This window comes from Ensifer sp. Root31 (assembly GCF_001424825.1).
GTDB classification, from domain to species: Bacteria; Pseudomonadota; Alphaproteobacteria; order Rhizobiales; family Rhizobiaceae; genus Ensifer; species Ensifer canadensis.
Genome location: NZ_LMCO01000033.1, coordinates 1 through 25,902, shown reverse-complemented (window position 1 = coordinate 25,902; position 25,902 = coordinate 1). Strand labels below are relative to the sequence as shown.

24 protein-coding genes and 1 pseudogene are annotated in these 25,902 nt (G+C 59.2%); 21 read left to right on the top strand and 4 right to left on the bottom strand.

Annotation, left to right across the window (positions count from 1 at the left end):
• Position 1: 1 nt before the first annotated feature.
• On the bottom strand, positions 2-826 hold the full coding sequence (locus tag ASD00_RS24545) for a M55 family metallopeptidase (RefSeq protein WP_057209691.1): 825 nt from the start codon (positions 824-826) through the stop codon (positions 2-4).
• 111 nt (positions 827-937) lie between these two features.
• Between ASD00_RS24545 and ASD00_RS24540 the strand changes: the two genes are divergently transcribed.
• From ASD00_RS24540 to ASD00_RS24500, 9 genes are all read left to right on the top strand, one after another.
• A complete protein-coding gene (locus tag ASD00_RS24540; RefSeq protein ID WP_057209690.1) occupies positions 938-2,395 on the top strand; it encodes a M81 family metallopeptidase in 1,458 nt (485 codons plus the stop codon).
• A 315-nt stretch (positions 2,396-2,710) separates the two neighbouring features.
• Complete coding sequence (locus ASD00_RS24535) at positions 2,711-3,343, top strand: XRE family transcriptional regulator (RefSeq protein ID WP_025430711.1); 633 nt, start codon at positions 2,711-2,713, stop codon at positions 3,341-3,343.
• Positions 3,344-3,434: 91 nt separating this feature from the next.
• Positions 3,435-5,006 carry an ABC transporter substrate-binding protein gene (locus tag ASD00_RS24530; protein WP_244496124.1) on the top strand — a complete coding sequence of 524 codons (1,572 nt, stop codon included), beginning with the start codon at positions 3,435-3,437 and terminating at the stop codon, positions 5,004-5,006.
• A 142-nt stretch (positions 5,007-5,148) separates the two neighbouring features.
• On the top strand, positions 5,149-6,162 hold the full coding sequence (locus ASD00_RS24525; RefSeq protein WP_025430709.1) for an ABC transporter permease: 1,014 nt from the start codon (positions 5,149-5,151) through the stop codon (positions 6,160-6,162).
• Positions 6,163-6,164: 2 nt separating this feature from the next.
• On the top strand, positions 6,165-7,073 hold the full coding sequence (ddpC, locus tag ASD00_RS24520) for a D,D-dipeptide ABC transporter permease (RefSeq protein WP_057209688.1): 909 nt from the start codon (positions 6,165-6,167) through the stop codon (positions 7,071-7,073).
• Entirely contained in the window at positions 7,073-8,092 is a 1,020-nt protein-coding gene (locus ASD00_RS24515; RefSeq protein WP_057209719.1) for an ABC transporter ATP-binding protein, read from the top strand. The genes ddpC and ASD00_RS24515 overlap by 1 nt, the downstream gene beginning before the upstream one ends.
• Positions 8,089-9,081, top strand: coding sequence for an oligopeptide/dipeptide ABC transporter ATP-binding protein (locus ASD00_RS24510; RefSeq protein ID WP_057209687.1), 993 nt, complete (start codon positions 8,089-8,091; stop codon positions 9,079-9,081). The genes ASD00_RS24515 and ASD00_RS24510 overlap by 4 nt, the downstream gene beginning before the upstream one ends.
• Before the next feature lie 357 nt (positions 9,082-9,438).
• Positions 9,439-10,263, top strand: coding sequence for a creatininase family protein (locus tag ASD00_RS24505; RefSeq protein ID WP_057209686.1), 825 nt, complete (start codon positions 9,439-9,441; stop codon positions 10,261-10,263).
• Positions 10,264-10,381: 118 nt separating this feature from the next.
• The gene (locus ASD00_RS24500) at positions 10,382-11,944 is read left to right on the top strand and encodes an ABC transporter substrate-binding protein (protein WP_244496125.1); all 1,563 of its coding nucleotides are present in this window, start codon (positions 10,382-10,384) and stop codon (positions 11,942-11,944) included.
• A 113-nt stretch (positions 11,945-12,057) separates the two neighbouring features.
• Here ASD00_RS24500 and ASD00_RS24495 read toward each other — a convergent pair whose 3' ends face one another.
• Together ASD00_RS24495 and ASD00_RS24490 are read right to left on the bottom strand one after the other, a co-directional pair.
• A complete protein-coding gene (locus ASD00_RS24495; RefSeq protein WP_057209684.1) occupies positions 12,058-12,447 on the bottom strand; it encodes a nuclear transport factor 2 family protein in 390 nt (129 codons plus the stop codon).
• A 1-nt stretch (position 12,448) separates the two neighbouring features.
• Positions 12,449-13,534, bottom strand: a complete 1,086-nt coding sequence (locus ASD00_RS24490; protein ID WP_082523716.1) for an aldehyde reductase — start codon at positions 13,532-13,534, stop codon at positions 12,449-12,451.
• A 98-nt stretch (positions 13,535-13,632) separates the two neighbouring features.
• Here ASD00_RS24490 and ASD00_RS24485 point away from each other — a divergent pair, with 98 nt between their 5' ends.
• A complete protein-coding gene (locus ASD00_RS24485; protein WP_057209683.1) occupies positions 13,633-14,244 on the top strand; it encodes a TetR/AcrR family transcriptional regulator in 612 nt (203 codons plus the stop codon).
• A gap of 126 nt (positions 14,245-14,370) precedes the next feature.
• Positions 14,371-14,570 (top strand): annotated as a pseudogene (locus ASD00_RS41920) (hypothetical protein); the annotation flags it as partial.
• Positions 14,571-14,602: 32 nt separating this feature from the next.
• Here the strand turns inward: ASD00_RS41920 and ASD00_RS24480 are convergent.
• On the bottom strand, positions 14,603-15,349 hold the full coding sequence (locus tag ASD00_RS24480) for a FadR/GntR family transcriptional regulator (RefSeq protein ID WP_057209681.1): 747 nt from the start codon (positions 15,347-15,349) through the stop codon (positions 14,603-14,605).
• 471 nt (positions 15,350-15,820) lie between these two features.
• Here ASD00_RS24480 and ASD00_RS24475 point away from each other — a divergent pair, with 471 nt between their 5' ends.
• From ASD00_RS24475 to ASD00_RS24430, 10 genes are all read left to right on the top strand, one after another.
• Positions 15,821-16,294, top strand: a complete 474-nt coding sequence (locus ASD00_RS24475; protein ID WP_057209679.1) for a RidA family protein — start codon at positions 15,821-15,823, stop codon at positions 16,292-16,294.
• A gap of 24 nt (positions 16,295-16,318) precedes the next feature.
• The gene (locus ASD00_RS24470; RefSeq protein WP_057209677.1) at positions 16,319-17,074 is read left to right on the top strand and encodes an amino acid ABC transporter ATP-binding protein; all 756 of its coding nucleotides are present in this window, start codon (positions 16,319-16,321) and stop codon (positions 17,072-17,074) included.
• A 15-nt stretch (positions 17,075-17,089) separates the two neighbouring features.
• Complete coding sequence (locus tag ASD00_RS24465) at positions 17,090-17,758, top strand: amino acid ABC transporter permease (protein ID WP_057209675.1); 669 nt, start codon at positions 17,090-17,092, stop codon at positions 17,756-17,758.
• A gap of 10 nt (positions 17,759-17,768) precedes the next feature.
• Positions 17,769-18,419 (top strand): amino acid ABC transporter permease, encoded by a 651-nt coding sequence (locus ASD00_RS24460; RefSeq protein WP_057209673.1) that lies wholly within the window; start codon positions 17,769-17,771, stop codon positions 18,417-18,419.
• Positions 18,420-18,459: 40 nt separating this feature from the next.
• Positions 18,460-19,305, top strand: coding sequence for a transporter substrate-binding domain-containing protein (locus ASD00_RS24455; RefSeq protein WP_057209672.1), 846 nt, complete (start codon positions 18,460-18,462; stop codon positions 19,303-19,305).
• Between the two features lie 176 nt (positions 19,306-19,481).
• Positions 19,482-21,572 carry a hydantoinase/oxoprolinase family protein gene (locus tag ASD00_RS24450; RefSeq protein WP_057209670.1) on the top strand — a complete coding sequence of 697 codons (2,091 nt, stop codon included), beginning with the start codon at positions 19,482-19,484 and terminating at the stop codon, positions 21,570-21,572.
• Between the two features lie 14 nt (positions 21,573-21,586).
• On the top strand, positions 21,587-23,224 hold the full coding sequence (locus tag ASD00_RS24445; protein ID WP_057209669.1) for a hydantoinase B/oxoprolinase family protein: 1,638 nt from the start codon (positions 21,587-21,589) through the stop codon (positions 23,222-23,224).
• A gap of 71 nt (positions 23,225-23,295) precedes the next feature.
• The gene (locus ASD00_RS24440) at positions 23,296-24,498 is read left to right on the top strand and encodes a pyridoxal phosphate-dependent aminotransferase (protein WP_057209668.1); all 1,203 of its coding nucleotides are present in this window, start codon (positions 23,296-23,298) and stop codon (positions 24,496-24,498) included.
• A gap of 82 nt (positions 24,499-24,580) precedes the next feature.
• Positions 24,581-25,486 (top strand): 5-dehydro-4-deoxyglucarate dehydratase, encoded by a 906-nt coding sequence (gene kdgD / locus ASD00_RS24435; RefSeq protein WP_057209666.1) that lies wholly within the window; start codon positions 24,581-24,583, stop codon positions 25,484-25,486.
• Positions 25,487-25,554: 68 nt separating this feature from the next.
• The coding region (locus ASD00_RS24430; protein ID WP_156585774.1) for an aldehyde dehydrogenase family protein at positions 25,555-25,902 on the top strand (348 nt) is incomplete at its 3' end.

Genomic DNA, 25,902 nt, shown 5'->3' with positions numbered 1-25,902 from the left:
GTCAGAAAGTCAGGCGTGAATTGTAGCCGACCACGAATTGGATGAAGCGCGAGACGTCGATCATGTCGTCGCCCTGGTAGCGGATCGTATAACCGTCGGTGCGCTCGACGCCCTTGAGGTAAGAGAGATATTCGGCCGGCAGGCGATTTCGGAACACGATCTCCAGCGTCGGGTTTTCCAACTTGAACGGTTTCGCCGCGCCGGCTCTCGCCAGCGCCGCTTTGACGCCCTCGCGAATCCGGCGATGCGCGACGGCCGGCGTCAACGATATCGCCGATTGTGTGCTGTAAACCTGCTTGACCGGCACCGTCACGATATCGCCGATACGCGCTTTGATCTCGTCCAAGGCGATGTTGTCGCCTGAGGCGAGCAGGACCGGCACGTCGAAATGCCCGGCAATGGCAGCATTGATGCCGGCCTCCGGCATGACGACACCGTTGATCCGCACCTCGGCAAAGGCTGTGCCGCCGATCGTGTGCGACAGCACGCCACCCGGATGACTTGCCCCGGCATGGTAGCCGAGAAGCATCGCACCAACGAAGGAACCGAGCTCGACGCCCTGCATCATCATTAGCGGCCGCGGCCAGCTGCGGACGATTTGCACATAGTCGGGCAGACGGTCAATTAGGATACTCTCGCCATTTCCGTGGGAATCGCTGAGGATAACCTCTTCCACACCTTCCTCGTGAGCAGCCTCGCAGGCGTGAACGACGGTATCTGTCATCCAACGGCGCGCGTTTTCGTATTCGAAACCTTCCGGCATCAGCTGGTCGCGGCTGACGACCCCGACTATCCCCTCGATATCCGCGGAAATATATATGCGCATTCCTGCCTCCCCGGCCAGCCGCGCGATGGCGCGAATGATGCATTTGACTTTCCGACGATAAACATAGTTTTATGATTAGAAAATATCTTTCTTTGTTGGCGAGAGGCAAAAATGAAACTGTTTATTGCGGGGCTGGACACCGAAACCAATACGTTTTCGCCGATGCAGACGGGCCTTGAGGCCTTCCGGGAAAACCTGATCGCCTATGGCGACGCCACCAGCAGGCCGCTCACCTGCTGCTCGTCGCAAATGTCTGTCTGGCGCAATGGTGCCGACGAAGAAGCCTGGGACGTGGTGGAGAGCCTCTGCGCCGTGGCTGAGCCCGGCGGCAAGACCACGCGGGCGGTCTATGAAAGCTTCCGCTCCACCATCCTCGGCGACCTCGAGGCGGCGATGCCGGTCGACGCGGTCATGCTTGCCCTGCACGGCGCCTGCGTTGCCGAGGGCTATGACGATGTTGAGGGGGATCTGCTCGAGCATGTGCGCGGAGTGGTCGGGCCGAATGTCCCGGTTGCTGCCGAGCTTGATCTGCATTGCCACATCACCGATCGCATGCTCTCGAGCGCGACTATGATCTCCACCTACAAGGAGTATCCGCACACCGACATCGAGGAGGTCGCCGACCAATTGTTCCGGTTGATGAAGCGAACCCTTGCGGGCGAAGTGCGGCCGGTGATGGGCCTCTATGACTGCCGGATGATCAATACCTTCCACCCGCATCGCGCGCCGTTGCGCGGCATTGTCGACCGCATGAAGGCGATGGAGGGGCAGGATGGCATTCTCTCGGTCTCCTTCGGTCACGGCTTTCCCTGGGGAGACGTCGAAGATGTCGGCGCCAAGATGCTCGTCGTGACCGACAACGATACAGCGAAGGCGGCACGGACCGCGGAGGCCTTTGGCAGAGAGATATTCGATGCGCGTGAGGAAATGCGCGGCACCTACCTCGATATCGATGACGCGCTGGATCGGGCCGTCGCCGCGAAGAGCGGACCGATCGTGCTGGCGGACGTCTCCGACAATGCCGGCGGCGGGGCGCCCGGAGACTCGACCTTCATCCTGCGCCGCATCATCGAACGCGGCATCGAGGACGTGGCGACCTGCCTCTACTGGGACCCGATTGCGGTGCGCATGTGCCGCGAGGCGGGAGAAGGGGCGACATTGGCGCTGAGGATCGGCGGCAAGGTCGGGCCGGCCTCCGGCGACCCCCTGGATCTGACCGTGAATGTCAGGCGCATCACCTCCGGCGTTACCCAGCGCTTCGGGCCGACGCCGCTCGGGATCGGCGACGCGGTGTGGGTTACGGCAGGCGGCATCGACATCGTGCTGAACACCGTGCGCACACAAGTCTTCCACCCGGAATGCATGACGGCGCTGGGCTTGAACCCGGCGCAGAGGAAGATTGTCGTGGTGAAGTCGAGCAACCACTTCCGCGCCGGCTTTGAACCGATCGCCAGCGAAATCCTCTATGTCGGCGGCCCCGGCGCCTTGCAACCCAGCTTTGAACAGCTGCCCTTCACAAAATTGAGACGCCCCTATTGGCCGAAGGTCGGCGACCCGTTCGCACAGTAGAAAGGATGCCATTTGGCGCGGCTCAGCGCGGCGAAGATTTGGCAGCCATTGGGTCGTGCCGGTGACGCCTGGGTGCAAGGGTGTCGCTCGGCGCTCTAGCACTTTGATTCTAGGGCATCTTATCCACCTTCGGCGATTCCACGTGAAAGCGGGATGCTCTAGTATGGGATTGCTTTTCAAGCCGATGTTGATTTCGGCCAAGTATTATAGGAAATGGTTTTCCTATCATGCCAGTCGGATTCTGCCCGCGTCGCGGGCTGAGCCGAGAGCGGCACGCGGTCCGGAACGGCTGCAGGTAAATTGGAGACGCCAACGATGACCGATGCGAAATCCAGCCTCGGCGATATCCTGAAGGAGATTCGCAACCGCAATCGCTGGACGCTGGCAGAGGTGAGCTCCATGACCGGGCTTGCGGTCTCGACCCTTTCCAAGGTCGAGAACAACCAGATGCAGCTCACCTACGACCGATTGATTCAGCTCGCCCAGGGCCTCAAGGTCGATATCGTCGAGCTTTTCGGGACCACGGCGGGTGCTGAGGAAGCCCCCAGTATGCTGGGGCGCCGCACTTATACCAGATCCGGCGATGGGCGGGAGATCATCACACAAAACTACGACTATCTCTATGTTTGTACGGAGATTTCGAAGAAGTCGATGGTTCCGATCGTGGCGGTGGCCCGCGCCCGCACGCTCGAGGAGTTCGGGCCGCTTATCCGGCACAAGGGCGAGGAGTTCTTCTACGTTATCGAAGGGGAACTCGAACTTCATACCGAGATCTATGCGCCCTTACGGCTCAAGAAAGGCGATTCCTGCTATTTCGATGCCATGACGGGGCACGCCTATCTCAGCGTGAGCGAAGAACCTGCGCAAATCCTGTGCGTTTGCTCGACCCCGGAAACCGAATTGGTCTCCACCTTGGCGAACGCACAAACGACCAAGCTCACAAGCTAATGTAACTAAAGACGAGTACGATAAGAAAAAATATTGCACTTAGGAAAATCGTTTCCTACTCTAGTGCTGCGGTCGGTGCCGGGAGGGCATCGTGCGCCGCAGTTCTGGGGAGGACTACGAGATGAACGCTTCCAAGTGGAAATCGATTGGCGTCGCCTTGCTTCTGGCATCAACGCCTCTTTCCGGCGCGATCGCTGCGCAGGACGTGCTGGTACTGGCGCGAGCGGAAGATCCGCCGACCGCCGATCCTGGCGTCGAAATCAGCAACAGCGGCTACACACTGATTTACGCTGCCTATGAAAGGCTCGTGGCCTACAAGGGTGCGACAACGGAGGTCGGCCCCGAACTGGCTGAAAGCTGGACTGCCGACGACGCCGGCCTCGTGTGGACCTTCAAGCTCGCCAGCGGCCACAAGTTCGATGACGGCACACCGGTCGACGCCGCTGCGGTCAAATTCAGCTTCGATCGATTGATGAAGCTGAAGGCGGGACCCTCCGACGCGTTTCCGGTGCTGAAGGAGGTCGAGGTCGTCGATCCGCAGACGGTGAGATTCCATCTGACGGCGCCATTTGCGCCCTTCATCTCGACACTCGCCGTCTCCGGTGCGGCGATCATCAATCCCAAGGTGATGGAGCACGAGAAGGACGGCGACATGGCGAAGGCCTGGCTTGCGGAGCACTCCGCAGGTAGCGGCCCATACCGTATAGCTTCCTGGGAGCGCAACCAGAGCATCGTGCTCGATCGCAACGAGCACTACGCAGGCACCAAGCCGGCGCTGAAACAAGTGGTCGTCCGCATCGTCGGCGACGTCTCGGCCCGTCGTCTTCAACTGACCAACGGTGATGCCGACATCATCGAGCAGATCCCGCTCGATCAGGCGGAGGCGCTGCAGAAGGACGCCTCCGTCGTGGTCGAGAGCAATCCCAGCATGTATGTGAACTACATCTACATGAACAACCGCCAGCCGCCGCTGGATGACGCCAGGGTTCGCCAGGCGATTTCCTATGCGGTCGACTATCGGGGCATCATAGACGGCATCATGCTCGGCCAGGCCAAGCAGATGCGCGGCGCGGTGCCGAGCGGCATGTGGGGGCACGACCCGAAGGGTTTCCAGTACACATATGATGTCGAGAAGGCCAAGGCCCTGCTCGCCGACTCCGGCAAGAGTGACATTCGCCTGACCTACACTTTCTCTCAAGCCGATCCTGCCTGGGAGCCGGTCGGGCTTGCATTGCAGGCGTCTCTTGCGGAAATCGGCATCAAGCTCGATCTGCAGGCGGTCGCCGACACGACCAAACGCGAACTGGTGGCCAATGGCAAATTCGATATGGCTCCCGGCGCCTGGACGCCTGATTTCGCCGACCCCTACATGTTCATGAACTATTGGTTCGACGCCGACAAAATGGGCGGTCCGGGCAACCGTTCCTTCTACGACAACACCAAGGTGACCACGCTCGTGAAAGAGGCGGGATCCATCGTCGACGAGGAGAAGCGCAAGGAACTCTATGCCGAAGCGCAGAAGCTCTCGACTGAGGACGCGCCCTATCTCTACATCATGGAAAAGAACGACATCTTCGCCCGCCGCGCCGTCGTGCAAGGCTATGTCTACAACCCCATGCTGATCCAGGTCTACAACTTCGGAACGATGTCGAAAACGGAATGACGGAGCCGGATCAGGCCGATCCCGCGGCCTTGACGGGCCTCATTCCACGCAACACCTGCCGCCCGCCTCAACGGCTGTGGCGGCAGGGTTTCATCGTTTCCCAAGCAAGGTCAGGGTTCTCCTGCCGGAAGGGCTGACGTCCATGGCTATCACCCGCATCATCATCCCGCGCCTGGTACTTTTGCTTTTCGTGGTGTTAGGCGTCGCCGTCATCACCTTCACGATCTCCCATCTCATCCCGGGAGATCCGGCGCGCATGATCGCAGGCGACCGGGCGAGCGCCGAAACGCTTGAAAACGTCAGGCGCAATCTCGGCCTTGATCGACCTGTTGTCGAACAGTTCACCATCTATATCGGCAATCTGCTGCAGGGCGATCTGGGGACGTCCCTGCGGACCAATCGCCCGGTCGCCGGCGATATCCGCACCTTCCTGCCGGCGACGCTGGAGCTTGGAACGGTCGCGCTCTTCATCGCGATCTGTCTGGGTGTACCGCTTGGCGTGCTGTCGGCGGTCTACAAGGACGGTCCGATTGACCAGATTGCGCGCACTGTCTCCGTGTGCGGCATCTCGATGCCGGTATTCTGGTTCGGCCTCATCCTGATCTATCTCTTCTACGCCAAGTTTCAGATACTGCCCGGCAGCGGCCGTCTGGCCATGGGCATCGTTGCGCCCGAACGCATCACCGGGTTCCTGTTGATCGACTCGTTGCTGCAAGGCCGCTTCGATGCCTTCCGCAGCGCCGTCTACCACATCATCCTGCCGGGCTTTGTGTTGGCCTTTGCCAATATGGGTGTGATCACGCGCCAGATACGCGCCTCGATGCTGGATGTCCTGCAGGAAGACTACATTCGCACTGCGCGCGCCAGCGGCCTGCGCAAGGGCATGATCATCTTCAACTATGCGCTCAGAAACGCGCTGATCCCTTCCATCACCCTGCTCGGGCTGGCACTTGGCGATCTTCTCTATGGCGCGGTGCTGACCGAGACGATCTTTGCCTGGCCCGGCATGGGCACCTACGTCGTCACCTCCATTCAGACGCTCGATTTTCCCGCCATCATGGGCTTCACGATCGTCGCTTCCATTGGGTATGTGCTGATCAATCTCCTGGTCGATCTCGCCTACATGCTCGCCGACCCCCAGATCAGGGAGGTCTGATCATGTCTGCCGTCATCCCCACCGAACCTGTCGCGGCGAGTTCCGCAATGCGCAGGACCAGGTCCCTATCCGAGCGGCTGCGTTATCTCTGGTACCTCAGCCGCCGGAGCCCGCTGACCCTGGTTGGCGCTGCCATCATCCTGCTCGTCCTCATCATGATCATCGCCGCGCCGGTGATCGCGCCGTACAACCCGGACAAGGTCTCGCTGACGGCGCGTCTGCTGCCACCGAGTGCTGCCCATTGGTTCGGTACCGACGAGGTCGGCCGCGACCTGTTCTCGCGCGTCGTCTATGGGGCAAGGGCATCCTGCGGCGCCGCCTTCATGATTGTCCTGATCTCGATGTCGGTTGGGGTGCTGATCGGCTGTTTTTCCGGCGTGGTCGGCGGACGGGTCGACACCGCCGTCATGCGGCTGATGGACGTCGTCCTTGCCTTGCCGGCGCTCGTGTTGGCCATGGCGCTGGCCGCGGCCCTTGGGCCCAGCCTCTTCAACTCCATGCTAGCCGTGGCGATCGTGCGGATTCCCGCCTATGTGCGCCTGGCCCGCGGTCAAACGCTGTCCTTGCGCGAGCAGGTCTTCGTAAAGGCGTCGCGCACTTTCGGTGCCTCGCCGCTCTACATTCTGCGCTGGCATATCCTGCCAAACGCCATGTCGCCGATCATCGTGCAGGCGACGCTCGATCTTGGCGGTGTTGTGCTGATCGCAGCCGCCCTCAGCTTCATCGGCCTCGGTGCTCAGCCGCCCACCGCCGAATGGGGCGCGCTCGTCAGCAGCGGCCGCAGCTACATGCTCGATCAGTGGTGGTACGCGACCTTCCCGGGTCTCGCCATTCTGATCACGGCCATGGGATGTAACCTCGTTGGCGACGGCATCCGCGATATGCTCGACCCGCGCTTGAGGGGCAGATGATGACGACCGGTATTGTTGAATCTCGCGGTCAGGCGCTGGCCATTCACAATCTGTCGCTGGAGTTCCCAACCTTCAGCGGGGCGATCAAGGCGCTCGACAATGTGTCGATCAATGTCGCAAAGGCAGAGATCGTCGGGATCGTCGGCGAGTCCGGCTGCGGCAAATCGGTGACGACCATGGCAGCAACCGGGCTGCTGCCCAAGGGGCGCTACAGGATCACCGGCGGCTCCGTCAGGATCTTTGGTCATAGCACCCTCGCCATGAACGAGAGCCAACTGCAGGATGTGCGCGGCAAGATGGTCTCGACCATCTTCCAGGAGCCGATGAACGCGCTCAACCCGACGATCCGCATCGGCAAGCAGCTGACTGATGTCATCATGCGTCACGAGGAGGCAAGCTTGACGGATGCCAGGCGCATTGCCCGGGATATTCTTGCCGACATGCTGATCGGCGAGCCCGAGCGGGTCATGAAGCTCTATCCGTTCGAGCTCTCCGGCGGCATGCGGCAACGGGTTCTGATCGCGATGGCATTCTCCTGCAATCCCGGGCTCATCATCGCCGACGAGCCGACGACTGCGCTCGATGTCACCGTCCAGGCCGTGATACTGCGGCTTATCCAGAACCGCGCCCGCCGGACCGGGACGTCGGTGATCTTCATCTCGCATAACGTCGCGGTCGTGTCGCAGCTCTGCGATCGACTTTACGTGATGTATGCCGGAAGGATCGTGGAGCAGGGCGTGACGCGAGCCATTCTCGACGCGCCGCAGCACCCCTATACCCAGGCGCTGCTGCGCTGCCTGCCGGAACGGGTGGCGCCGAAGCAGGAACTCGAAGCGATCACCGGCGCGGTACCGAACCTGATGCACCCGCCTGCCGGCTGCTATTTCCAGCCACGATGCAAGGAAGCGGTTGATCTCTGTCGATCCCGGTCTCCGCAGTTGGAGGGCGCCAATGGCCGACAGGTGGCCTGCTGGCGGCGTGGTGTCGGACCGGAAACAGAGCAGGGGAGCCCGCAATGACCGAAGGTATTGACACGATAACCCGGCCCGTTCTGGAAGTTTCCGATCTCAAAGTCCGCTTCCCCGCGTCCCGAGACTGGCTCGGTCGCCCCACCTCGCATGTGCACGCCGTCAACGGCGTCACCCTTGAGGTTCGCGGCGGTAGAAGCCTCGGCATTGTCGGCGAGTCCGGTTGCGGCAAGAGCACGCTCGCCCAGGCGATCATCGGGCTTGCGCCTTACGAGCAGGGCAGGGTGACGATCGACGGCCAGGATTTGCAGGCAACACAGGGAAAGCAAAAGCGCGATCTGCGGCAGAAGATGCAGATCGTTTTCCAGGATCCGCAATCCTCGCTCGATCGGCGGCTGCCGGTCTGGCGGCTGATCAGCGAACCGCTGCACATTCGCGGCGGACACAGCAATGCCGAGTTGCATGCGAAGGCGGAGCAACTGGCCGCTGCCGTCGGCTTGAGGCCGGAACATCTGGATCGCCTGCCCCACGAGTTTTCAGGTGGCCAGCGCCAGCGCATCGCAATCGCCCGCGCGATCAGCACGGATCCCGATCTCATGGTGTTGGACGAGCCGACATCGGCGCTCGATGTGTCGGTGCAGGCGCAGATCGTCAACCTGCTTTTGAAGTTGCAGCGGGAGCGGGGGTTAACGTACCTCTTGATTTCGCACGATGTCGCGCTGGTGCGCCATTTTTGCGACGATGTCGCTGTGATGTATCTCGGCCAGATCGTTGAATCAGGTCCCGCCGACGAGGTTCTTGGCAATCCTCGGCACCCGTACACTCAAACGCTTCTGGCCTCAGCTCCGAGTTTCGCAAGCCCCTTGCCGACCCTTGCCGAGGTGCGGATCGGGGAGCTTCCAAACAACCGCAAATTGCCGGCCGGTTGCTTCTACAGGGAACGATGCGCCAAGGCTGCTGCTGGCTGCGAGGCACCGCAGGTTCTCCACCGCCTCGGCGATGGCCCGCGCCAGGCGAGGTGTCATCTGGCCGAGGGTTGAGACGCAGACGAGCGCTATAGGGCGTTCCGCCTTCCGTCCGCATGGGCGGCGCATGGCGGTTCGATGAATTGATGCTCGAGGTAGGTATTTTAAGAAATATAATTTTCTTATCCGAAAAATAATTTGATTGATATTTCCGACTGTGCAAATTTGGAGCTGTTCGCTCGGCGGAGCGGAGGCGAAGCCCGACCCACTGCTTGCCGGAGATAACAGTGACGCGAACCAACGCAAATCGGCGCCCTTCTGTCGGCCGCCGTTTCGGCATGTTTCGGAATGCTGGTCCGACGCAGACAGGCGTGTGGCGGTCCAGGCGCCTGCGATCCGGACATGAACGTGATCTGATGAAAGAGGCCTGACATGACGAAGGAAGTTGAATGGGCGCGCATGACCGCACCCAGCCTGCGCGAAATTGCCGGCAAGCCCGGGGCGCTCGCCATTCTGCCGATCGGCTCGCTGGAACAGCACGGCCCGCATCTGCCGGTTATTACCGATACCGCCAGCGCATCGGCGGCGGCCATTCGCGCCGCCCGTCTGGTTGCCGATGATATCCCGGTCGCCGTTCTGCCTGGCCTCTGGCTTGGCATGAGCGAACACCACCTGCCTTTCGGCGGAACCATCACGCTCGACTACGATACGCTCAGCCGCGTCATCCGCTGCATCGTGCGCTCGCTGAAGACGCTCGGCTTCCAACGGCTCTTCATCGTCAATGGACACGGCGGCAACATGGATCCGCTCGCGGTTGCCGTGCGTGAGCTGGCGGTCGAGTTTGCCATGCCGATCGTCGCCACGACGCCTTGGATGCTGGCGCCGGAGGAGGCGGGGAAAATCTTCGAGGTCGACACCGGTGCGCAGCATGCTTGCGAAGGCGAGGCATCTGTCATGTTGGCAATCGTCCCGGACGCGGTAAAGACCGAGATGTTCGGGCAGGCATATGGCAACCAGCAACATCCCGTCGATGTGCCGGCGGACGTGTCGCGCTTCTATTCCTTCGCCGAGCGTGCGCCGGTCACCGGCACCTGGGGCGATCCGCGCAGTGCAACAGCTGACAAGGGCGAGCGCTTCCTCGACCTGCAGGCGGGTGAACTGGTGAAACTGATCCGCAACGATGTGCTCTGGACCGCGCCAGACCCTGTCTGGACGCCCGGTCGCGGCCTCGGCACGACGGCCGGCAAAGCCGATTGACCTGTGCGCGCGAGCCATTCGCCGGGCATCTCGCATTCCATTCCTGAGGGAGGATAAGCCAATGACTCTAAAATTCGCACGGACGCGCAAGACCGTTGTTTCTCTGTTTGCAGCAACGATGCTTTCGGGCGTCGCCCTGACACCGGCCATGGCAAAGACGCTCGTTTATTGCTCGGAGGGCGCGCCAGAGGGGTTCGATGCAGCGCTCTACTCGGCCAACAGTACTTGGGACGCTTCGGCGGAGACGATCTATGATCGCCTGACCGAATTCGAAAGCGGTACGACCAAGGTTATTCCGGGCCTCGCTGAAAGCTGGACAATTTCCGACGATAATCTCGAATACACGCTGAAACTGCGTGAGGGCGTGAAGTTCCAGTCGACGGATGACTTCACACCGACGCGTGATTTCAACGCCGACGACGTGCTCTTCACCTATAATCGCCAGTTGGACAAGAACGATCCCTGGAACAGCTATTTCCCCGGTGCCAACTGGGAAATGTTCAATGCCATGGACATGCCATCGGTCATCAAGGCCATCGTCAAGGTGGACGAAAAGACCGTCAAGTTCGTCCTGAAGCAGCCGGATGCATCGCTTCCGTCAAAGCTTGCCCTGAACTTCGGCTCGATCATGTCGAAGGAATATGCCGACAAGCTGGCGGCTGAAGGACGGCGCGAGGATCTTGACCGTAAGCCGGTCGGAACCGGGCCGTTCCGCTTTGTCGATTATCAGCAAGATGCGGCAATTCGCTTTGCGGCCAATGCAGACTATTGGGCAGGCGCGCCGAAGATCGACAACCTCATCTTCGCGATCACTACCGATCCGACGACACGCATGCAGAAGCTCCAGGCGGGAGAATGCCATGTCGCTCCATACCCGGCGCCGGCTGACGTGGCCGGGCTGAAGGCAAATCCGGACCTTACTGTTCTGGAACAGCCAGGTCTCAACGTCTCCTATCTCGCGATGAATACCTTGATCGCGCCGTTCGACAAGCTGGAAGTACGCCGCGCCATCAATATGGCGATCGACCGCAAGGCGATTGTCGGTTCCGTTTATCAGGGCATGGGACAGGTCGCCAAAAGCGTCCTGCCGCCGACGATGTGGGGCTATAACGGCAAAATAGAGGGCTACAGCTACGATCCGGAAATGGCAAAGAAGCTGCTGGATGGGGCCGGCGTCAAAGATCTGAAGATGAAGATCTGGGCTATGCCTGTCAGCCGTCCCTATATGCCGAACGCTCGCCGCGCGGCAGAGCTGATGCAGGCGGACCTTGCCAAGGTGGGCATCGGTGTCGAAATCGTTTCCTACGAGTGGGGCGAGTATCTGAAGAAGGTGCGCGACGAAGCGCGCGATGGCGCCGTCATCTTGGGCGGCACGAGCGACAACGGCGATCCTGACAATTTGCTCAGCTATTTCTTCAGCTGCTCTGGCGTTGGCGGCAGCAACAATGCCAACTGGTGCTACAAGCCGCTCGATGAGATCTTCCAGAAGGCGCGTACCAGCTCGGATCAAAGCGAGCGGACGAAACTGTACGAAGAGGCACAGGCCATCATCAGCGATCAGGCACCTTGGGTTCCGATTGCCCACTCCACGGTTGTGCTGCCGATGTCGAAAGAGGTGAAGAACTACGTGATGGAGCCATTGGGCTCGCATCGCTTCCAGCAGGTCGACATCGAGGACTAACCCCGCAACTCTAGGCGACGCATGGCCCATCGTTGGTCCTGAAGGCCCGAAGCGGATACTCGACCGCTTCTGGCTCGAAGGGCTTATGGGAACGGCTACCAGCCTCGATTTGGCTAGCGGCTGATGGTCGTGGCCTGAGACCATACAACTATCCAGCGGCTGTTGCGCTCTTCATAAGTGTCTGTGTGCCAGTAGTCTGCGGCCGGCACGAGATGTCCGTTGAAGATTACTTCCAGGCGAGCGCGGTAGCGTATGACGGCGGCCGAGCCATAAAGACGGACGGCAATATCGCTTGGCTCCCATGCGCGGTATTTGATCTGGCCGGCGGCGATGGCACCGAAATATTCTTCCCGCGATAGAGCTCCGCCGATGGGGGTGATTAACTGGAAGTCATCGGCATGAAGAGGTGCCGCCGCAGTGATATCGGCGGCGACGAGCGCACGCAATCGGCTGCGCTCGCTTTCACGGATGCGGTCTTCTTCGGTCTGAACATTGTTTATCATTCTAATCTCCTGGATGTTTCGTTGGCTCTTCGCGGCGAAAGTCAAATCCTCGGCCAGCGGTGCGGGCGGTCACCAGTCCTTTTTCGATCAGACTTTGACCGCAGGCGCGGATGGTTTCTTCTTCGGGACGCGGCTGCCATTGCAACACGCATTCTGCTTTTGAGGTGTCGATGCGGAGGTCCCTTCCAAGCTCATGCACGATCGTCCCCGCGTCGGCGTCGATGAGAGCCAGAATTCGAACCAACCAGTTTGGAAGTTCCGCAGTGGGTATCTGGGAAGTGTAGGCTGGAAAGGACTGGGCAAGTACGTGCGCAATGTCCCTCATCCAGAAGACGCGGCCTCCGACGATGAACCTGTGTCCAGTGGCCCCGGGCTCGACCATCGCACGGACATGGGCGAGCGCGACATCGCGAACGTCAGCGATTGCGCAACCGTAGCGCGGCAATCGCGTGAACTTGCCGTTCATCAATTTCCTGATTAGTCCGACGGACGCGCCGCAGTCATTGCCTAACAACGGACCAAGGATGAGACCCGGATTGATCACGGTCAAGGCCAGATCATGTTCTTCAGCGAACGCCCAAGCGGCGCGCTCGGCCAGAGTCTTGGATTTGTAATAGGGTGTCGCGCGTTTGCTCTCTGTGTCCGTCCAGTCCTTTTCGCTGAACGGTGCACGCCCGCTGCCATGATTGGTGGCTGCGATTGATGAGGTGAGGACGACCCTTTTCGCCTTGCCTGCATGGGCCGCCCGCAACACGCGGAGAGCCCCTTCCTTTGCTGTCCGGATCAATCCTGTCTGATCGCGCACCGCGCCACTCGGAAATGGAGATGCGGTATGGATGATGTAATCGCAGTCCGAAACCGCTTCCGCCCAGCCGAGGTCGTGATCCAGATCGGCTTCGACGAAGCCGAGATTTTCGGTGAACGGTTGAAAGCGGGACATCGTTGCAGCGGCTGACGCCATCCGTCTTAGGGTTCCGCGAACACGATAACCCTGTTGCAACAGCTGCAGCGCCACATGCCCGCCAAGGAAGCCGCTGATCCCCGTGACTAGCACTGTGGTTTGTTGTGGCGGTCGCGCCTCTTTCATGATCGTGCTCCGATGCGAGTTCGGTTAATTGGACAAGTGGACTAATATTGTCCAATTGTCACTTTGACATTTCAGACAGGGGGCGTCAACATGTCCAGATGGAAAATGAAAATCGCAAATCAGCTTTAATTTTGGATTCTGCGCTCCCGGTGTTCGCCCGGTACGGCTTTCAGAAGACCACCATGGCGGATATCGCTCGTGCTACAGGGATTTCGCGCGCTTCCCTCTACCTTGCCTTCAACAGTAAGGAGGAGCTTTTTCGGGCCGGCTCGGCGCGTGCACACGAACGGACAATGTCTGAGGTTGAGGCCGCGCTTGGCCGCACGGGAAATGTCGTGGACCGTATCGCGGCGGCGATCTCTGCCTTCCAGGAAGGACTGATCGCTCCGTTCAGCAAAAGCGATAACGCCAAGGAACTCTTCGACACCAATTTGAAACTGGCAAAGGATATAACGATTGCCGCCAGATCGAAGCTGCTTGACCTCCTGGCAAACGTACTGGCTGCAGCTCAAGCTCAAGGGGAGATCGACCTGAAGGCATTAGAGATATCACCCGCGGACCTCGCCGCGCTGATTGCGGCTGCGATGGATGGCATCAAACACAGCTTCAGCGCCGATGGGCGGTCGGATGACGCGTTGCGGCTATTGATGCGTGTTTTGAGTGTAGCGCTCAAACCAGAAGAAAAAAATGCCGATGGAACAACCAGATAACCCGTTCACGTTGGGGCAACGTGGGGGGTGGCCGGATGTACGCGAGCGAACGGTCTCTCGCAGAGCTGCTGTGGCCGCTTAGGATGGTCACAATTTTCCCGAGCTGCCGGCGGCGTCGGCGGTCGGCAACGCTTGCAGTCCTGGTTGGGTGGCAAACACAAATATGCTGCGTGTGACGCTTTGGTCGGGTACAGGGTCTTATCGGGGCAATCACGGCCCAGTACGGCGCGCGCCCTGAATGGACTGATAAGAAACCAAACTTGCAGCCCACACACCCGCACCGTCTGGTGCGCTGGTGTTTCTGGTCTGCCATTAGACTTCAATAGGGCTTGGCGCCGATTCAATGTAGCGCATCGGCTCATGGCGATTGGGCGAGATTGCTTAACGGGGAAGTTTCTCCGTCTGAAAAGCCGCGGTACCGAAGATGGCTCCGGTTTAGATGGGCGCGCATGGCTTCGCGGGCCTGTTCGGAATTTCCGCTGCTGATCGCTTCGCAGATAGCCCTGTGTTCTCTCACAGTGTTTTGAATGTACTCGGGCGTGATGAGCGCTGGATTGAGTTCCTTTGAGAACGCCGGTTGCGGGAGTATTTGAAGGCTCATCAAGTTGAAGAACTCTATAAAGGCACCATTATTCGTCGCCTCTGCGATCGAGCGATGGAAAACAACGTCCAGATTGTCGAGGGCGGTTTCGTCGTCGATCGATGCCTCGAATTGGCGGGCAGCATTCCAGATATTTGATTCCTGTGCCCAGGAGCGGCGGGTCGCAGCAAGACCCGCCGCATGAACCTCGAATGCCATTCGCAGTTCCAGAAGGTCGATGAATGACGTCTTCAGGCGGCGAAGCGGCGCCAGTGCCAGCTCGGAATCATAGCCGGTCAAATCTTCCGGCGCGGGCACATTCCGTACAAACACGCCGACGCCATGGCGTGCCTCTACTACTCCATCAGACCGCAATGCGGATATCGCTTCGCGAATGACGGTCCGGCTCACGCCAAAGCGTTGAGAAAGGTCATTAAGCGATCCAAGCTTATCGCCCTTGTCGAGTTCACCCTCGATGATATGAGCCTTGAGTGCTTGTATGGTCCGACTTGTCAGTGTGTCCAAGATTCACCCGTTACCTAGCGTCACCCTTTACCGGTGCTTTTGACGATTAATAGGGTTTCGGTGTCCTTCTGACAAGATAGCACTACTTCAAGATGTGGTACTACCTGTATGTCGGCGATTGCGCTCAAAGTGTGCGCACACAGGCTTCGATGAGCATATCGGCGAGCCTTATTCAAAGCTCTTTATGGCAAATGACTCAAAAATATTTTCGACGCTGATTAGCAACACGCACCGACAGAGACTTAAAAATGCACTGTAAGTAGCTGAATTAATACGATTATCGTGATGTAAATGCGTCAACCTCTTGAGAGGTAGTATCTCTTGTGTCGGTATTGACATGAGATACTATTTCAATAATCTTTGGTCCCGGTAAGTGAGCCAGCGATACCTTGTCAGTCGAGACGAGGCGAATGGCTCCGGCAACGAAACAAGCGCTTTAAAGCGCTCGCAGAAAATCAGGTGGAATTTGCTATGGGTGTCGTCTCTGAACGCATCTCCAAGCTCGGCATCGTGTTGCCTTCTAATGCGCCGGCCTCCGGAAACTACGTTGCGCACCGGCTCGTGGGATCCCTTCTCTTTGTCTCAGGACAGATCCCGCGTATCGACGGTATCGAGCATTTCGTCGGCGTGGTGGGGCAGGACATCTCGCCTGAAGACGGCTATCAAGCCGCTCGTCTTTGCGCTTTGAACCTTGTGGCCCGGGTAAGTGCCGCCCTCGACGGGGACCTCGACCGAGTAATTGCGTGCGTGCAGCTTCGCGGTTTCGTGAACGCGCCGCCGCACTTCCAGGGACATCCCGCCGTAATTGATGGCGCTTCCGATCTTCTTGTCGAAATCTTCGGAGAAAATGGCCGCCACGTCCGTACGGCGCTCGGCGCCGGATCGCTTCCTCGCGGCTCATCCGTCGAGGTTGATGCCGTGTTTGAAGTCGCAATGAAATCCTGACGATAACAGGAAGGGGAACGAGGAATGAGCGAAAGCGCGAAGTCCGAAAAAGCCATAGATATGGTCGGCGTCAACAAATGGTATGGCCCTTTGCAAGTGTTAAAGGGCATAAATCTGAACGTCGCTCGCGGCGAGCACATTGTTCTTTGCGGTCCGTCGGGCTCTGGCAAGTCGACGCTTATCCGTTGCATCAACCACCTGGAGGAAATTCAGGAAGGCACAATCTTCGTCAACGGCACACGGCTCAACCAAAGCGGCGCGAATGCCGACCATATTAGACGCGACGTCGGTATGGTGTTCCAGCAGTTCAACCTTTTCCCTCATCTAACAGTGCTTGAAAACTGCATGCTGGCACAGCGGCGCGTTCGCAAGGCGTCGGGGGCAGAGGCCAAGGAAAAGGCCATGCGCCATCTTGAGCGCGTCCACATCGTCGAGCAGGCGCTGAAGTATCCAGCTCAGTTATCGGGCGGTCAGCAGCAGCGTGTCGCCATCGCACGCGCGCTCTGCATGGATCCAAAGATCATGTTGTTCGACGAGCCGACCTCAGCGCTCGATCCCGAGATGGTCAAGGAGGTGCTCGATACGATGGTGTCGCTCGCCGACGACGGCATTACCATGATCTGCGTCACGCACGAGATGGGCTTTGCCCGAGCCGTTGCGCATCGCGTCATCTTCATGGACCGCGGTGAGATCGTCGAAAGCGCCAAGCCCGACGTGTTCTTCAGTAACCCGAGCCATGAACGCACCAAGACGTTCCTCAGCCAGATCCTCAATCACTAGGGCAGAGGTGTATAGATGCAATATTCCTTCGATTTCGCCCCTGTTTTTGCCGCTTGGCCCATGTTTCTCGAGGGCGCCATTCAAACACTAAGGATGTCTGCCATCTCAATGGTTGCCGGCCTTTCGCTGGGCATTGTCTTTATGTTGATGCGCATGAGTAAACTTGCCGCCGTGCGGATGATTGCGGTGGGCTATATCGAGCTTATCCGCAACACACCGTTTCTCGTCCAGATCTTCTTTATCTATTTCGGCATGCCGACGCTCGGTATCAAGTTGGACGGCGAAGAGGCAGCGATCCTCGCAATGTCACTCAACTGCGCGGCATATGCCGCGGAGATCGTTCGCGGTGGCGTGCAGTCGATCCGGCCTGGCCAGATCGAGGCGGGCAGGGCGCTTGGCCTGCATACGATCGACATTTATCGTTTCATCGTTTTTCGACCGGCAATCCGTGCGGTCTATCCGGCGCTCTGCAGTCAGTTCATCCTGATGATGCTGAATTCGAGCCTTGTTGCGTCGGTCTCCGCGGAGGAACTGACCTACATGGCGCAGACGCTGGACGCCCAAACCTTCCGCAGTTTCGAGATCTATTTCGTCCTCGGTGCGGTCTACCTCCTGCTGTCCCAGTTCTTCTCTGTCGCATTGCAGCTGGTCGGCAGAACCTACTTCTCCTATCCGACAAAGTGAGGCCAAATCGATGATCCGTGAATTTGGTTTCGGAGAGTTTCTATTCCTGTTGGAAGGTGCTCGCTGGACAGTCATCCTCTCTCTTCTCGCGTTCACTTTTGGCGGAGCGCTCGGTCTCGCAGTAGCGCTCGGTCGTACCAGCAAATGGACAGTCCTGCGCGGCCTTATGGCAACCTACATCCAGATCTTCCAAGGGACGCCGCTCTTGGTGCAGTTGTTCTTCGTCTATTTTGGAATGCCGGTATTTGGCCTCAAAGTCGATATTTGGGTGGCGCTGACCGTTGGCCTGTCGCTGCACACCAGCGCGTTTCTCGGCGAGATCTGGCGTGGCAGCATCCAGGCCGTGGCGCCGGGTCAAAGCGAGGCCGCCCGCGCGCTTGGTATCGGCTATGTCTACCGCATGATCGACGTGGTCCTGCCTCAGGCCTTCCGGATCGGTTTGCCCGCCACCATCGGCTTCCTGGTGAACCTTATCAAGGGGACTGCTCTTGCTGCACTCTTAGGCCTGACTGAGCTTACCCGCTCGGGGCAGCTAATGGCGAACATCACGTTTCAACCACTGCAAGTCTACGGGGCGGTCGGGCTCGTCTACTTCTTTATCTGCCTGCCCCTGACATACTTCAGCGCAAGAGTCGAACGGCGCCTCAACGCCGCGAGATAACAAGAAGAACGCATATCAAAACCAACCAGAGGTAACCAACATGTTCAATTCAGCACCGACCATCTCGCGTTCCAGGTTCCTGTCCGGTCTTACGGCGGTCATTCTGACGGCGACTGCCTTTGCCAACACTGCAGGGGCTGTGACGCCGGAAGAGATCAAGGCAAAGGGCACGGCCGTCATTGGGGTTCAGATGGATCAGTTTCCCTGGGGCTTCATCGACCAGAACGGTCAAAACGAGGGTTTCGACATCGAGCTTTCCAAGCTGATTGCCCAGGAACTCGGCGTCGAGGTGAAGTTCGAACGCATCACCGGCCAGAACCGCATTCCTCTGCTCGTCAACGGCAATGTCGATTTCCTCGTGCCTTCTATGACCATTACGCAAGAGCGCGCCAAGGTCATCCAATATGTCATTCCCTACTCGTCGAACGACATCACCGTCTGGGCAAAAAAGGATGCTGAAATCAAGGGTAACGAGGATCTCGGTAAATACGTAATCGGCGTCAACCGAGGCAGCGTGTTCGAACCGGTTTTGGTCAAGGCTGCGCCGCCGGAGACAGAAATCAAGCGCTTCGACGATGATGCGACGACAGTGCAAGCACTGCTTTCAGGCCAGGTCGATGCGATCCTTGGGAGCGTCACATACGGCCTGGTAATCAAGGAAACAGGACACAGCGCCGAATTCGAGCGCAAGTACAAAGTTGCCGACAATTTCCAGGGAATGGCGGTGCGCAAGGGCGATCAGGATATGCTCGCCTACCTCACAGATTTTGTGACCCGGCATACCGCGGACGGATCGCTTGACGCGCTCTACAAGAAATGGATTGGCGTGGATCGCGCCGCGCTTCCGACGACATTGCCGGGTGTCGATTTCACCGGCAAGCAATAACGCTTAAGCTCTGCGCGTTCATTTAGCCGTCGCGCAGCGCACCCGAAACATCAACCACTGAAGAGCTTTTTGCCCCCGCCTGTCTGTGCGGGCGGGGAGTGCCGCCGCACGTCGAAAAACAAGCCTTCCCGGGCGCGGCGCAACAACAGCTCGTTTACGGAGCATGAGTGAAGAAAATGGCGAAAGATGGCAAGCAAATTAGGGTCGGCGTCGATATCGGTGGAACCTTTACCGATGTCGCGATGGAAGTGGGAGCCACGCTCCATTCGATCAAAGTGCTGACCGACTACTCGTTTCCCGAAAACGCAATCGTTGAAGGCATTCGACAGGTCGCTGAGGTCGCGGGCGTGGATCTCTCCGAGATCGATACGATCATCCACGGCACCACGCTCGCCACCAATGCCTTGATCGAGCGCCGGGGTGCGAAAACTGCCTTCATCACCACCAGGGGGTTCCGTGACGTCATCGAAATGCGCACGGAGAGCCGTTTCGAACAATATGATCTCGATATCGTACTGCCCGCACCACTGGTTTCGCGCAACGAGCGCTTTGTACTTGACGAGCGCATCGGCGCCGACGGTTCGGTGCTCAAGGCGCTGGACCTTTCCGAAGTCGATGCCCTCTGCGATCGCATTGTTGCTGCCGGTTATCAAAGCGTCGCGATTGGCTTCATACATTCCTACTTGAACGGCGCGCATGAAAAAACCGTTCGAGACCGGCTACTTGCCAAAAACCCGGACATCTCGGTGTCAGTGTCGTTCGAGGTCTCGCCGCAAATGCGCGAGTTCCAGCGCTTCAACACGGTGTGCGCCAACGCCTTCGTCAAGCCCCTGATGGCTTCCTATCTCAACCGCCTCGTTGGTCGCTTGACGGATGAGGGAACCCGATGCCCGATCTTTATGATCCATTCTGGCGGCGGGATCATCAGCGTCGAAAGCGCCATCGAATTCCCGGTTCGCCTTCTTGAATCCGGTCCCGCAGGCGGCGCAATTTTCGCCGCTCATATCGCCAGCAGCTACGGGCTCGACCAGGTCCTCTCCTACGACATGGGCGGGACAACGGCCAAGATCTGCCTGATCGAAAAACAGACGCCCAAGACGTCTAAGACATTCGAGGTCGCTCGCACCTGGCGCTTCAAGAAGGGCAGCGGCATGCCCATATCCATTCCGGTCATCGAAATGGTCGAGATCGGCGCCGGGGGCGGTTCGATTGCAACCGTCGACAGCATGCGCCAGATCCGCGTTGGACCCCACAGCGCCGGTTCCGAGCCAGGGCCCGCCTGCTATGGGCGTGGCGGTAAGAACCCGACCGTCACTGATGCCGATCTCATTCTCGGTCGTCTTGACCCCGACGAGTTTGCCGGCGGTGCAATGAAGCTCGATCGCTGTGCCTCTGACAAGGCAATGGATCAGGATGTGGCGTCTAAGCTTGAGACCAATGTTGCGACCGCTGCTTACGGGCTTAGCGAAGTGGTTGACGAGAACATGAGCAACGCCGCGCGAATGCATGCCGTTGAAAACGGCAAGGAGCTTTCGGAGTTCACGATGATTGCCTTCGGCGGTGCGGCACCTATCCATGCCGCCCGGCTGTGCGAAAAGCTTGGAATGTCGGATCTTTTGATTCCACCAGGCGCTGGTGTCGGCTCGGCAATCGGTTTCCTGAGGGCTCCATTCGGCTTTGAATCCGTTCGAAGCGCCTATAGCCGTCTAAGCCGCTTCGAGGCGAAAGCGATCAACACCACCATCAGCGACTTGATCGCTGAAGCGACATCCTTCGTGCGCTCAGGAGCGCCGGACGCGGAACCGGGTCTCGAATGCACTGCCTACATGCGCTATGTCGGTCAGGGCTGGGAAGTACCAGTCACCATTGAGGTGCGTGATTACATCGATAGTGACGGCGCACTGTTTCGCAAATTGTTTGACGAACAGTATGAGCAGTTCTTCGGCCGCGTGATTGACGGGCTTGATGTCGAGATCGTCAGTTGGTCGCTGCGTGCCACTTCAAAGGTGATCCCGCCTGAGCGGATCGGCAAGACCGCTAAGGGAGCAGCCGCCGAGGTTCGCGGCACGCGTGAAATCTTCGACGTGCAGGAAGGCAACTTCCAAAGTGCCGCGATTGTCTCCCGCAATGACATGAAGCCAGGCGATTGGGTCGCCGGTCCGGCGGTCATCACCGAACGCGAAACCTCGACCATCATCACAGCGAGCCGCGAAGTCGTCATGCAGTCCGATGGCTGCCTGCTCGTGCGTGCCAAGCAAGCTGCCTGAACAGAGGGAAAACCATGAAAACCAATGCACTTTCTGACGTCCACATGCAGATCATGTGGAACCGGCTAATCTCCGTAGTTGAGGAGCAAGCGCTTACGCTGATCCGCACCGCGTTCAGCACCAGCGTGCGTGAGTCGGGTGACCTGTCTGCCGGCGTGTTCAACCGCGGCGGAAAGATGATAGCTCAGGCCGTGACCGGTACACCCGGCCACGTCAACGCTATGGCGGAAGCCGTCGGCCACTTCATCCGCGACATCGGCCCTGAAAGCATCTTCGAGGGTGACGTCTATATCACCAACGACCCGTGGAAGGGCACGGGCCACTTGCACGACTTCACCGTCGTCTCGCCGAGTTTTCGGGAAGGGGATCTGGTTGGCTACTTCGCCTGCACCGCGCACGTAGTCGATGTAGGCGGTCGCGGTTTCGGGCCGGATGCCAACGAGGTCTACGAAGAAGGCATCTTCGTCCCGATCATGAAGTTTGCCGAACGCGGCGTTGTCAACAAGGACCTCGTCAACATCTTGCGCAACAATGTGCGCGAGAGCCATCAGGTGGTCGGCGATGTCTATTCGCTCGCAGCTTGCAACGAGATCGGTCATCGCCGGCTCATGGACATGATGGACGAATTCGGTCTTACGGATCTCGAAACCTTGGCCGACTTCATCTTCAAGCGCAGCTACGATGCGACGATCGAACGGATTGCGGCCCTGCCGAAGGGTTCCTATTCCAACGTAATGCGGGTCGACGGCTATGGCTCGCCGATCGACATCGCCGTGCGCCTCGATGTGGCGAACGATCATATCCTTGCGGATTTCGAAGGGACCTCGCCGCCCAGTCCGAAGGGTATCAATTGCCCGATCATCTACTCCGCAGCCTACGCCTGTTACGGTCTCAAATGCTCGATCGCGCCGGAGATCCCGAACAATCACGCCTCCCTGCTACCGTTCCGCGTCATGGCTCCGCAAAACTGCATTCTCAATGCGCAACATCCCGCACCGGTCTCGGTGCGCCACGTCCTCGGGCATCTCGTTCCGGACGCCGTACTTGGCGCCGTGCACAAGATGCTTCCTGGTCGCGTACCGGCGGAAGGGGCGGGTGCCTTGTGGAACCTGCACGTCAGCGTGCGGCCGTTGCAGGGTGAAAGGGCGCCGGCTGATGGCGGCCAGCGCGCAGAAGTCCTGCTCTTCAACAGTGGCGGCGCCGGTGCACGTTCCACGCTTGACGGTTTGAATGCCACGGCATTTCCAAGCGGCGTGCACTCGATGTCGATCGAGGCGACAGAGCACGTCGGTCCGGTCATCTTCTGGCGTAAGGAACTGCGCGACGGTTCGGGCGGCGCCGGCCAGTTCCGAGGCGGCCTGGGGCAGGTCGTGGAAATCTCGCCGACCGAAGGTCACGAGATGCATTTCAACGCCATGTTCGACCGCGTCGAACACCCCGCGCGCGGCCGCAATGGCGGCGAGAACGGCGCTCCTGGCGCAGTGTTGCTCGACGACGGAACGCGCTTGGCCTCGAAGGGTCGGCAACATGTTCCCGCTGGTCGCCGGTTAATTCTCCAGCTTCCTGGCGGCGGCGGCTATGGCCTGGCAGACACGCGCGATCCAACAGCCGCTAAGCGGGACAGCGATTTCGACTACGTCCCTACCAGATAATCCTCCCGGGGGCCGGGCGGGGCGGAAGCTTCGTCCGGCTTTAAATGTCAATCAGTCCAAGGAAGCCGGAGATGAACTTCGAGAACAAGCGCGCAGCGGGCATAAAGTCATCGCCCAGCATGGCGATCGCAATGGCTGCGAAGAAATTGATTGCCGAGGGCCGCGATATCATCGACCTGTCGCTTGGCGAGCCGGATTTCGAGCCGCCGGCACACGTTGCTGAGGCGGCCTGCGAAGCCATTCGTCAGGGGCGGGTGCGCTATGGCGCGCCGGCGGGTATGGAGAGCCTGCGACAGGCGATCGTGAGCAAGTTCAAAACGGAAAATCAGCTGAACTATGCCGCTGACGAGGTGATGGTCGCCAATGGCGCCAAGCAAATCCTGTTTGACGTATTCCTCGCCACGCTTGAGCTTGGCGATGAGGTCATAATCCCGACGCCTTGCTGGGTGTCCTACGGCGACATCGTCTCCCTGCACGGAGGCGACCCAGTCCATGTGAGTTGCGGGCCCGAGGTCGGTTTCAAGATCGACCCTGAGCGGCTGGAAGCATCGATCACGTCCAAGACCCGATGGTTGCTGCTGAACTCGCCATCTAACCCCACCGGAGCTATCTATTCGGCGCAGGAGTACCGAGGACTTGCCGAAGTGCTCGCCCGCCATCCGCAGGTGTTGGTGCTTTCGGACGAAATCTACGAGCACATCCTGCTTAGGGAGGCACCCTTTATATCTTTCGCGTCGGCCTGCCCAGAACTGCGTGAACGAACGCTGATCGTCAACGGTGTGTCCAAGGCATATGCGATGACCGGCTGGCGCGTTGGCTATGCTGCCGGCCCAAAAGCGCTCATCGCGTCGCTTAATAAGATGCAGTCGCAGAGCGTAACGTCCGTCTCGACCGTAGCGCAGGCGGCAGCCCTCGCGGCACTAACCGGCGATCAGGCTTTCGTTGCCAAAGCTGCTCGAACCTTCGCGGACAGGGCGAAAATCATGTCGCAAAGGCTTGCAGGGATGGAGGGCATCGATTTCACTCCGCCGGAGGGCGCGTTTTACGCGTTCATCGGCGTGGGGAAGCTGTTCGGGCGGAAGCTAAGCGGAGAGGTGGTCGTAGACGACACAACGTTTGCCGCTCACCTACTCCAGCAGTTCGGCCTATCGAGTGTGCCAGGTGCGGCTTTTGGCGCGCCGGGTTTCATTCGTCTGTCAATCGCCGCCTCCGAGCGCGAGCTGGAACGTGCCTGCGAACGCCTGGCCAGCATGGTGCGATCGCTGAAAGCCTGAAGAGGCGCACACCCAATCCAATCAAAACAAATCAACTAGGAGCATCGCTATTCGGTGCTTCCTTCAAAGGAGGGCTACACCCATGAGAACTGAAGAATTGAAAAAGGTGCTTGGCGCCGGTCTACTTTCCTTCCCCGTCACGCATTTCGATGCGGAGGGAAAGTTCAATGCCAAGAGCTACGGTGAGCACGTCAACTGGCTCTCAGGCTACGATGCAGCCACGCTGTTTGCCGCGGGCGGCACGGGCGAGTTCTTTTCGCTCGCGCCAGAGGAAATCCCGCAAATCGTGCGCGTTGCCAAGGAAGCTGCCGGCAAGACGCCGATTGTTTCAGGCTGCGGCTATGGCACGAATATGGCCGCCTCCATTGCAAGGTCTGTTGAAAAGGCCGGGGCCGACGGAATTCTCCTCCTTCCGCACTACTTGATCGACGCTCCGCAAGAGGGACTCTACCAACATATCAAGGCCGTTTGCCAATCCACCGGTATGGGCGTGATGGTCTACAATCGCGACAATTCCGTGCTCCAGGCCGATACGCTCGCGCGGCTTTGCGACGAATGCCCCAACCTCGTCGGCTTTAAGGATGGTACCGGGGACATCGCCCTTGTGCGCCAGATTACGGCGAAGATGGGTGACCGATTGACCTACCTTGGCGGTATGCCGACCGCCGAGCTCTTCGCAGAAGCCTATCTCGGAGCTGGGTTCACAACCTACTCGTCCGCCGTGTTCAACTTCGTGCCCGGTCTGGCAATGGAGTTCTACAAGGCGTTGCGCGCCGGCGAACGCGCGAAGTGCGAAAAGATCCTTCTCGACTTCTTCTACCCCTTCATGGCGATCCGCAACCGCGCCAAAGGCTATGCAGTTTCGGCGGTAAAAGCGGGTGTACGCCTACAGGGCTTCGATGCTGGTCCTGTCCGCTCACCGCTTCACGACCTGACGGGGGAGGAAATGTCCATGATGGAAACCTTGATTGGTCAGCACAGGCGTTAATAGGTAAAACGGTCGCCCTTGTCCCGCATGATGAGGGCGACCCTATTCATTTTCTCGCAGGAGGTCCCATGACATTGCACCAGAACCTGATTGCCGGCGAATGGGTTGGCGGTAATGGCGTTGCCAATATCAATCCGTCCGACACCAACGACGTGATCGGGGAATATGCCCGCGCCTCGGCCGAGGATGCGAAGGCGGCGATTGCCGCGGCCAAGGCAGCGTTTCCGGCCTGGTCGCGCTCCGGCATCCTCGAGCGCCATGCAATCCTTCGAAAGACCGCCGACGAGATCCTGGCGCGCAAGGACGAGCTCGGACGGCTGTTGTCGCGCGAAGAGGGCAAGACGCTGGCGGAAGGCATCGGCGAGACCGTGCGCGCCGGCCAGATCTTTGACTTCTTTGCCGGTGAGGCGCTGCGA

Coding starts and splice junctions, on each gene's coding strand:
- ASD00_RS24545 (WP_057209691.1), bottom strand. CDS start 826: ATGCGCATATATATTTCCGCGGATATCGAGGGGATAGTCGGGGTCGTC.
- ASD00_RS24540 (WP_057209690.1), top strand. CDS start 938: ATGAAACTGTTTATTGCGGGGCTGGACACCGAAACCAATACGTTTTCG.
- ASD00_RS24535 (WP_025430711.1), top strand. CDS start 2,711: ATGACCGATGCGAAATCCAGCCTCGGCGATATCCTGAAGGAGATTCGC.
- ASD00_RS24525 (WP_025430709.1), top strand. CDS start 5,149: ATGGCTATCACCCGCATCATCATCCCGCGCCTGGTACTTTTGCTTTTC.
- ddpC (WP_057209688.1), top strand. CDS start 6,165: ATGTCTGCCGTCATCCCCACCGAACCTGTCGCGGCGAGTTCCGCAATG.
- ASD00_RS24515 (WP_057209719.1), top strand. CDS start 7,073: ATGACGACCGGTATTGTTGAATCTCGCGGTCAGGCGCTGGCCATTCAC.
- ASD00_RS24510 (WP_057209687.1), top strand. CDS start 8,089: ATGACCGAAGGTATTGACACGATAACCCGGCCCGTTCTGGAAGTTTCC.
- ASD00_RS24505 (WP_057209686.1), top strand. CDS start 9,439: ATGACGAAGGAAGTTGAATGGGCGCGCATGACCGCACCCAGCCTGCGC.
- ASD00_RS24500 (WP_244496125.1), top strand. CDS start 10,382: ATGCTTTCGGGCGTCGCCCTGACACCGGCCATGGCAAAGACGCTCGTT.
- ASD00_RS24495 (WP_057209684.1), bottom strand. CDS start 12,447: ATGATAAACAATGTTCAGACCGAAGAAGACCGCATCCGTGAAAGCGAG.
- ASD00_RS24490 (WP_082523716.1), bottom strand. CDS start 13,534: ATGAAAGAGGCGCGACCGCCACAACAAACCACAGTGCTAGTCACGGGG.
- ASD00_RS24485 (WP_057209683.1), top strand. CDS start 13,633: ATGGAAAATGAAAATCGCAAATCAGCTTTAATTTTGGATTCTGCGCTC.
- ASD00_RS24475 (WP_057209679.1), top strand. CDS start 15,821: ATGGGTGTCGTCTCTGAACGCATCTCCAAGCTCGGCATCGTGTTGCCT.
- ASD00_RS24470 (WP_057209677.1), top strand. CDS start 16,319: ATGAGCGAAAGCGCGAAGTCCGAAAAAGCCATAGATATGGTCGGCGTC.
- ASD00_RS24465 (WP_057209675.1), top strand. CDS start 17,090: ATGCAATATTCCTTCGATTTCGCCCCTGTTTTTGCCGCTTGGCCCATG.
- ASD00_RS24460 (WP_057209673.1), top strand. CDS start 17,769: ATGATCCGTGAATTTGGTTTCGGAGAGTTTCTATTCCTGTTGGAAGGT.
- ASD00_RS24455 (WP_057209672.1), top strand. CDS start 18,460: ATGTTCAATTCAGCACCGACCATCTCGCGTTCCAGGTTCCTGTCCGGT.
- ASD00_RS24450 (WP_057209670.1), top strand. CDS start 19,482: ATGGCGAAAGATGGCAAGCAAATTAGGGTCGGCGTCGATATCGGTGGA.
- ASD00_RS24445 (WP_057209669.1), top strand. CDS start 21,587: ATGAAAACCAATGCACTTTCTGACGTCCACATGCAGATCATGTGGAAC.
- ASD00_RS24440 (WP_057209668.1), top strand. CDS start 23,296: ATGAACTTCGAGAACAAGCGCGCAGCGGGCATAAAGTCATCGCCCAGC.
- kdgD (WP_057209666.1), top strand. CDS start 24,581: ATGAGAACTGAAGAATTGAAAAAGGTGCTTGGCGCCGGTCTACTTTCC.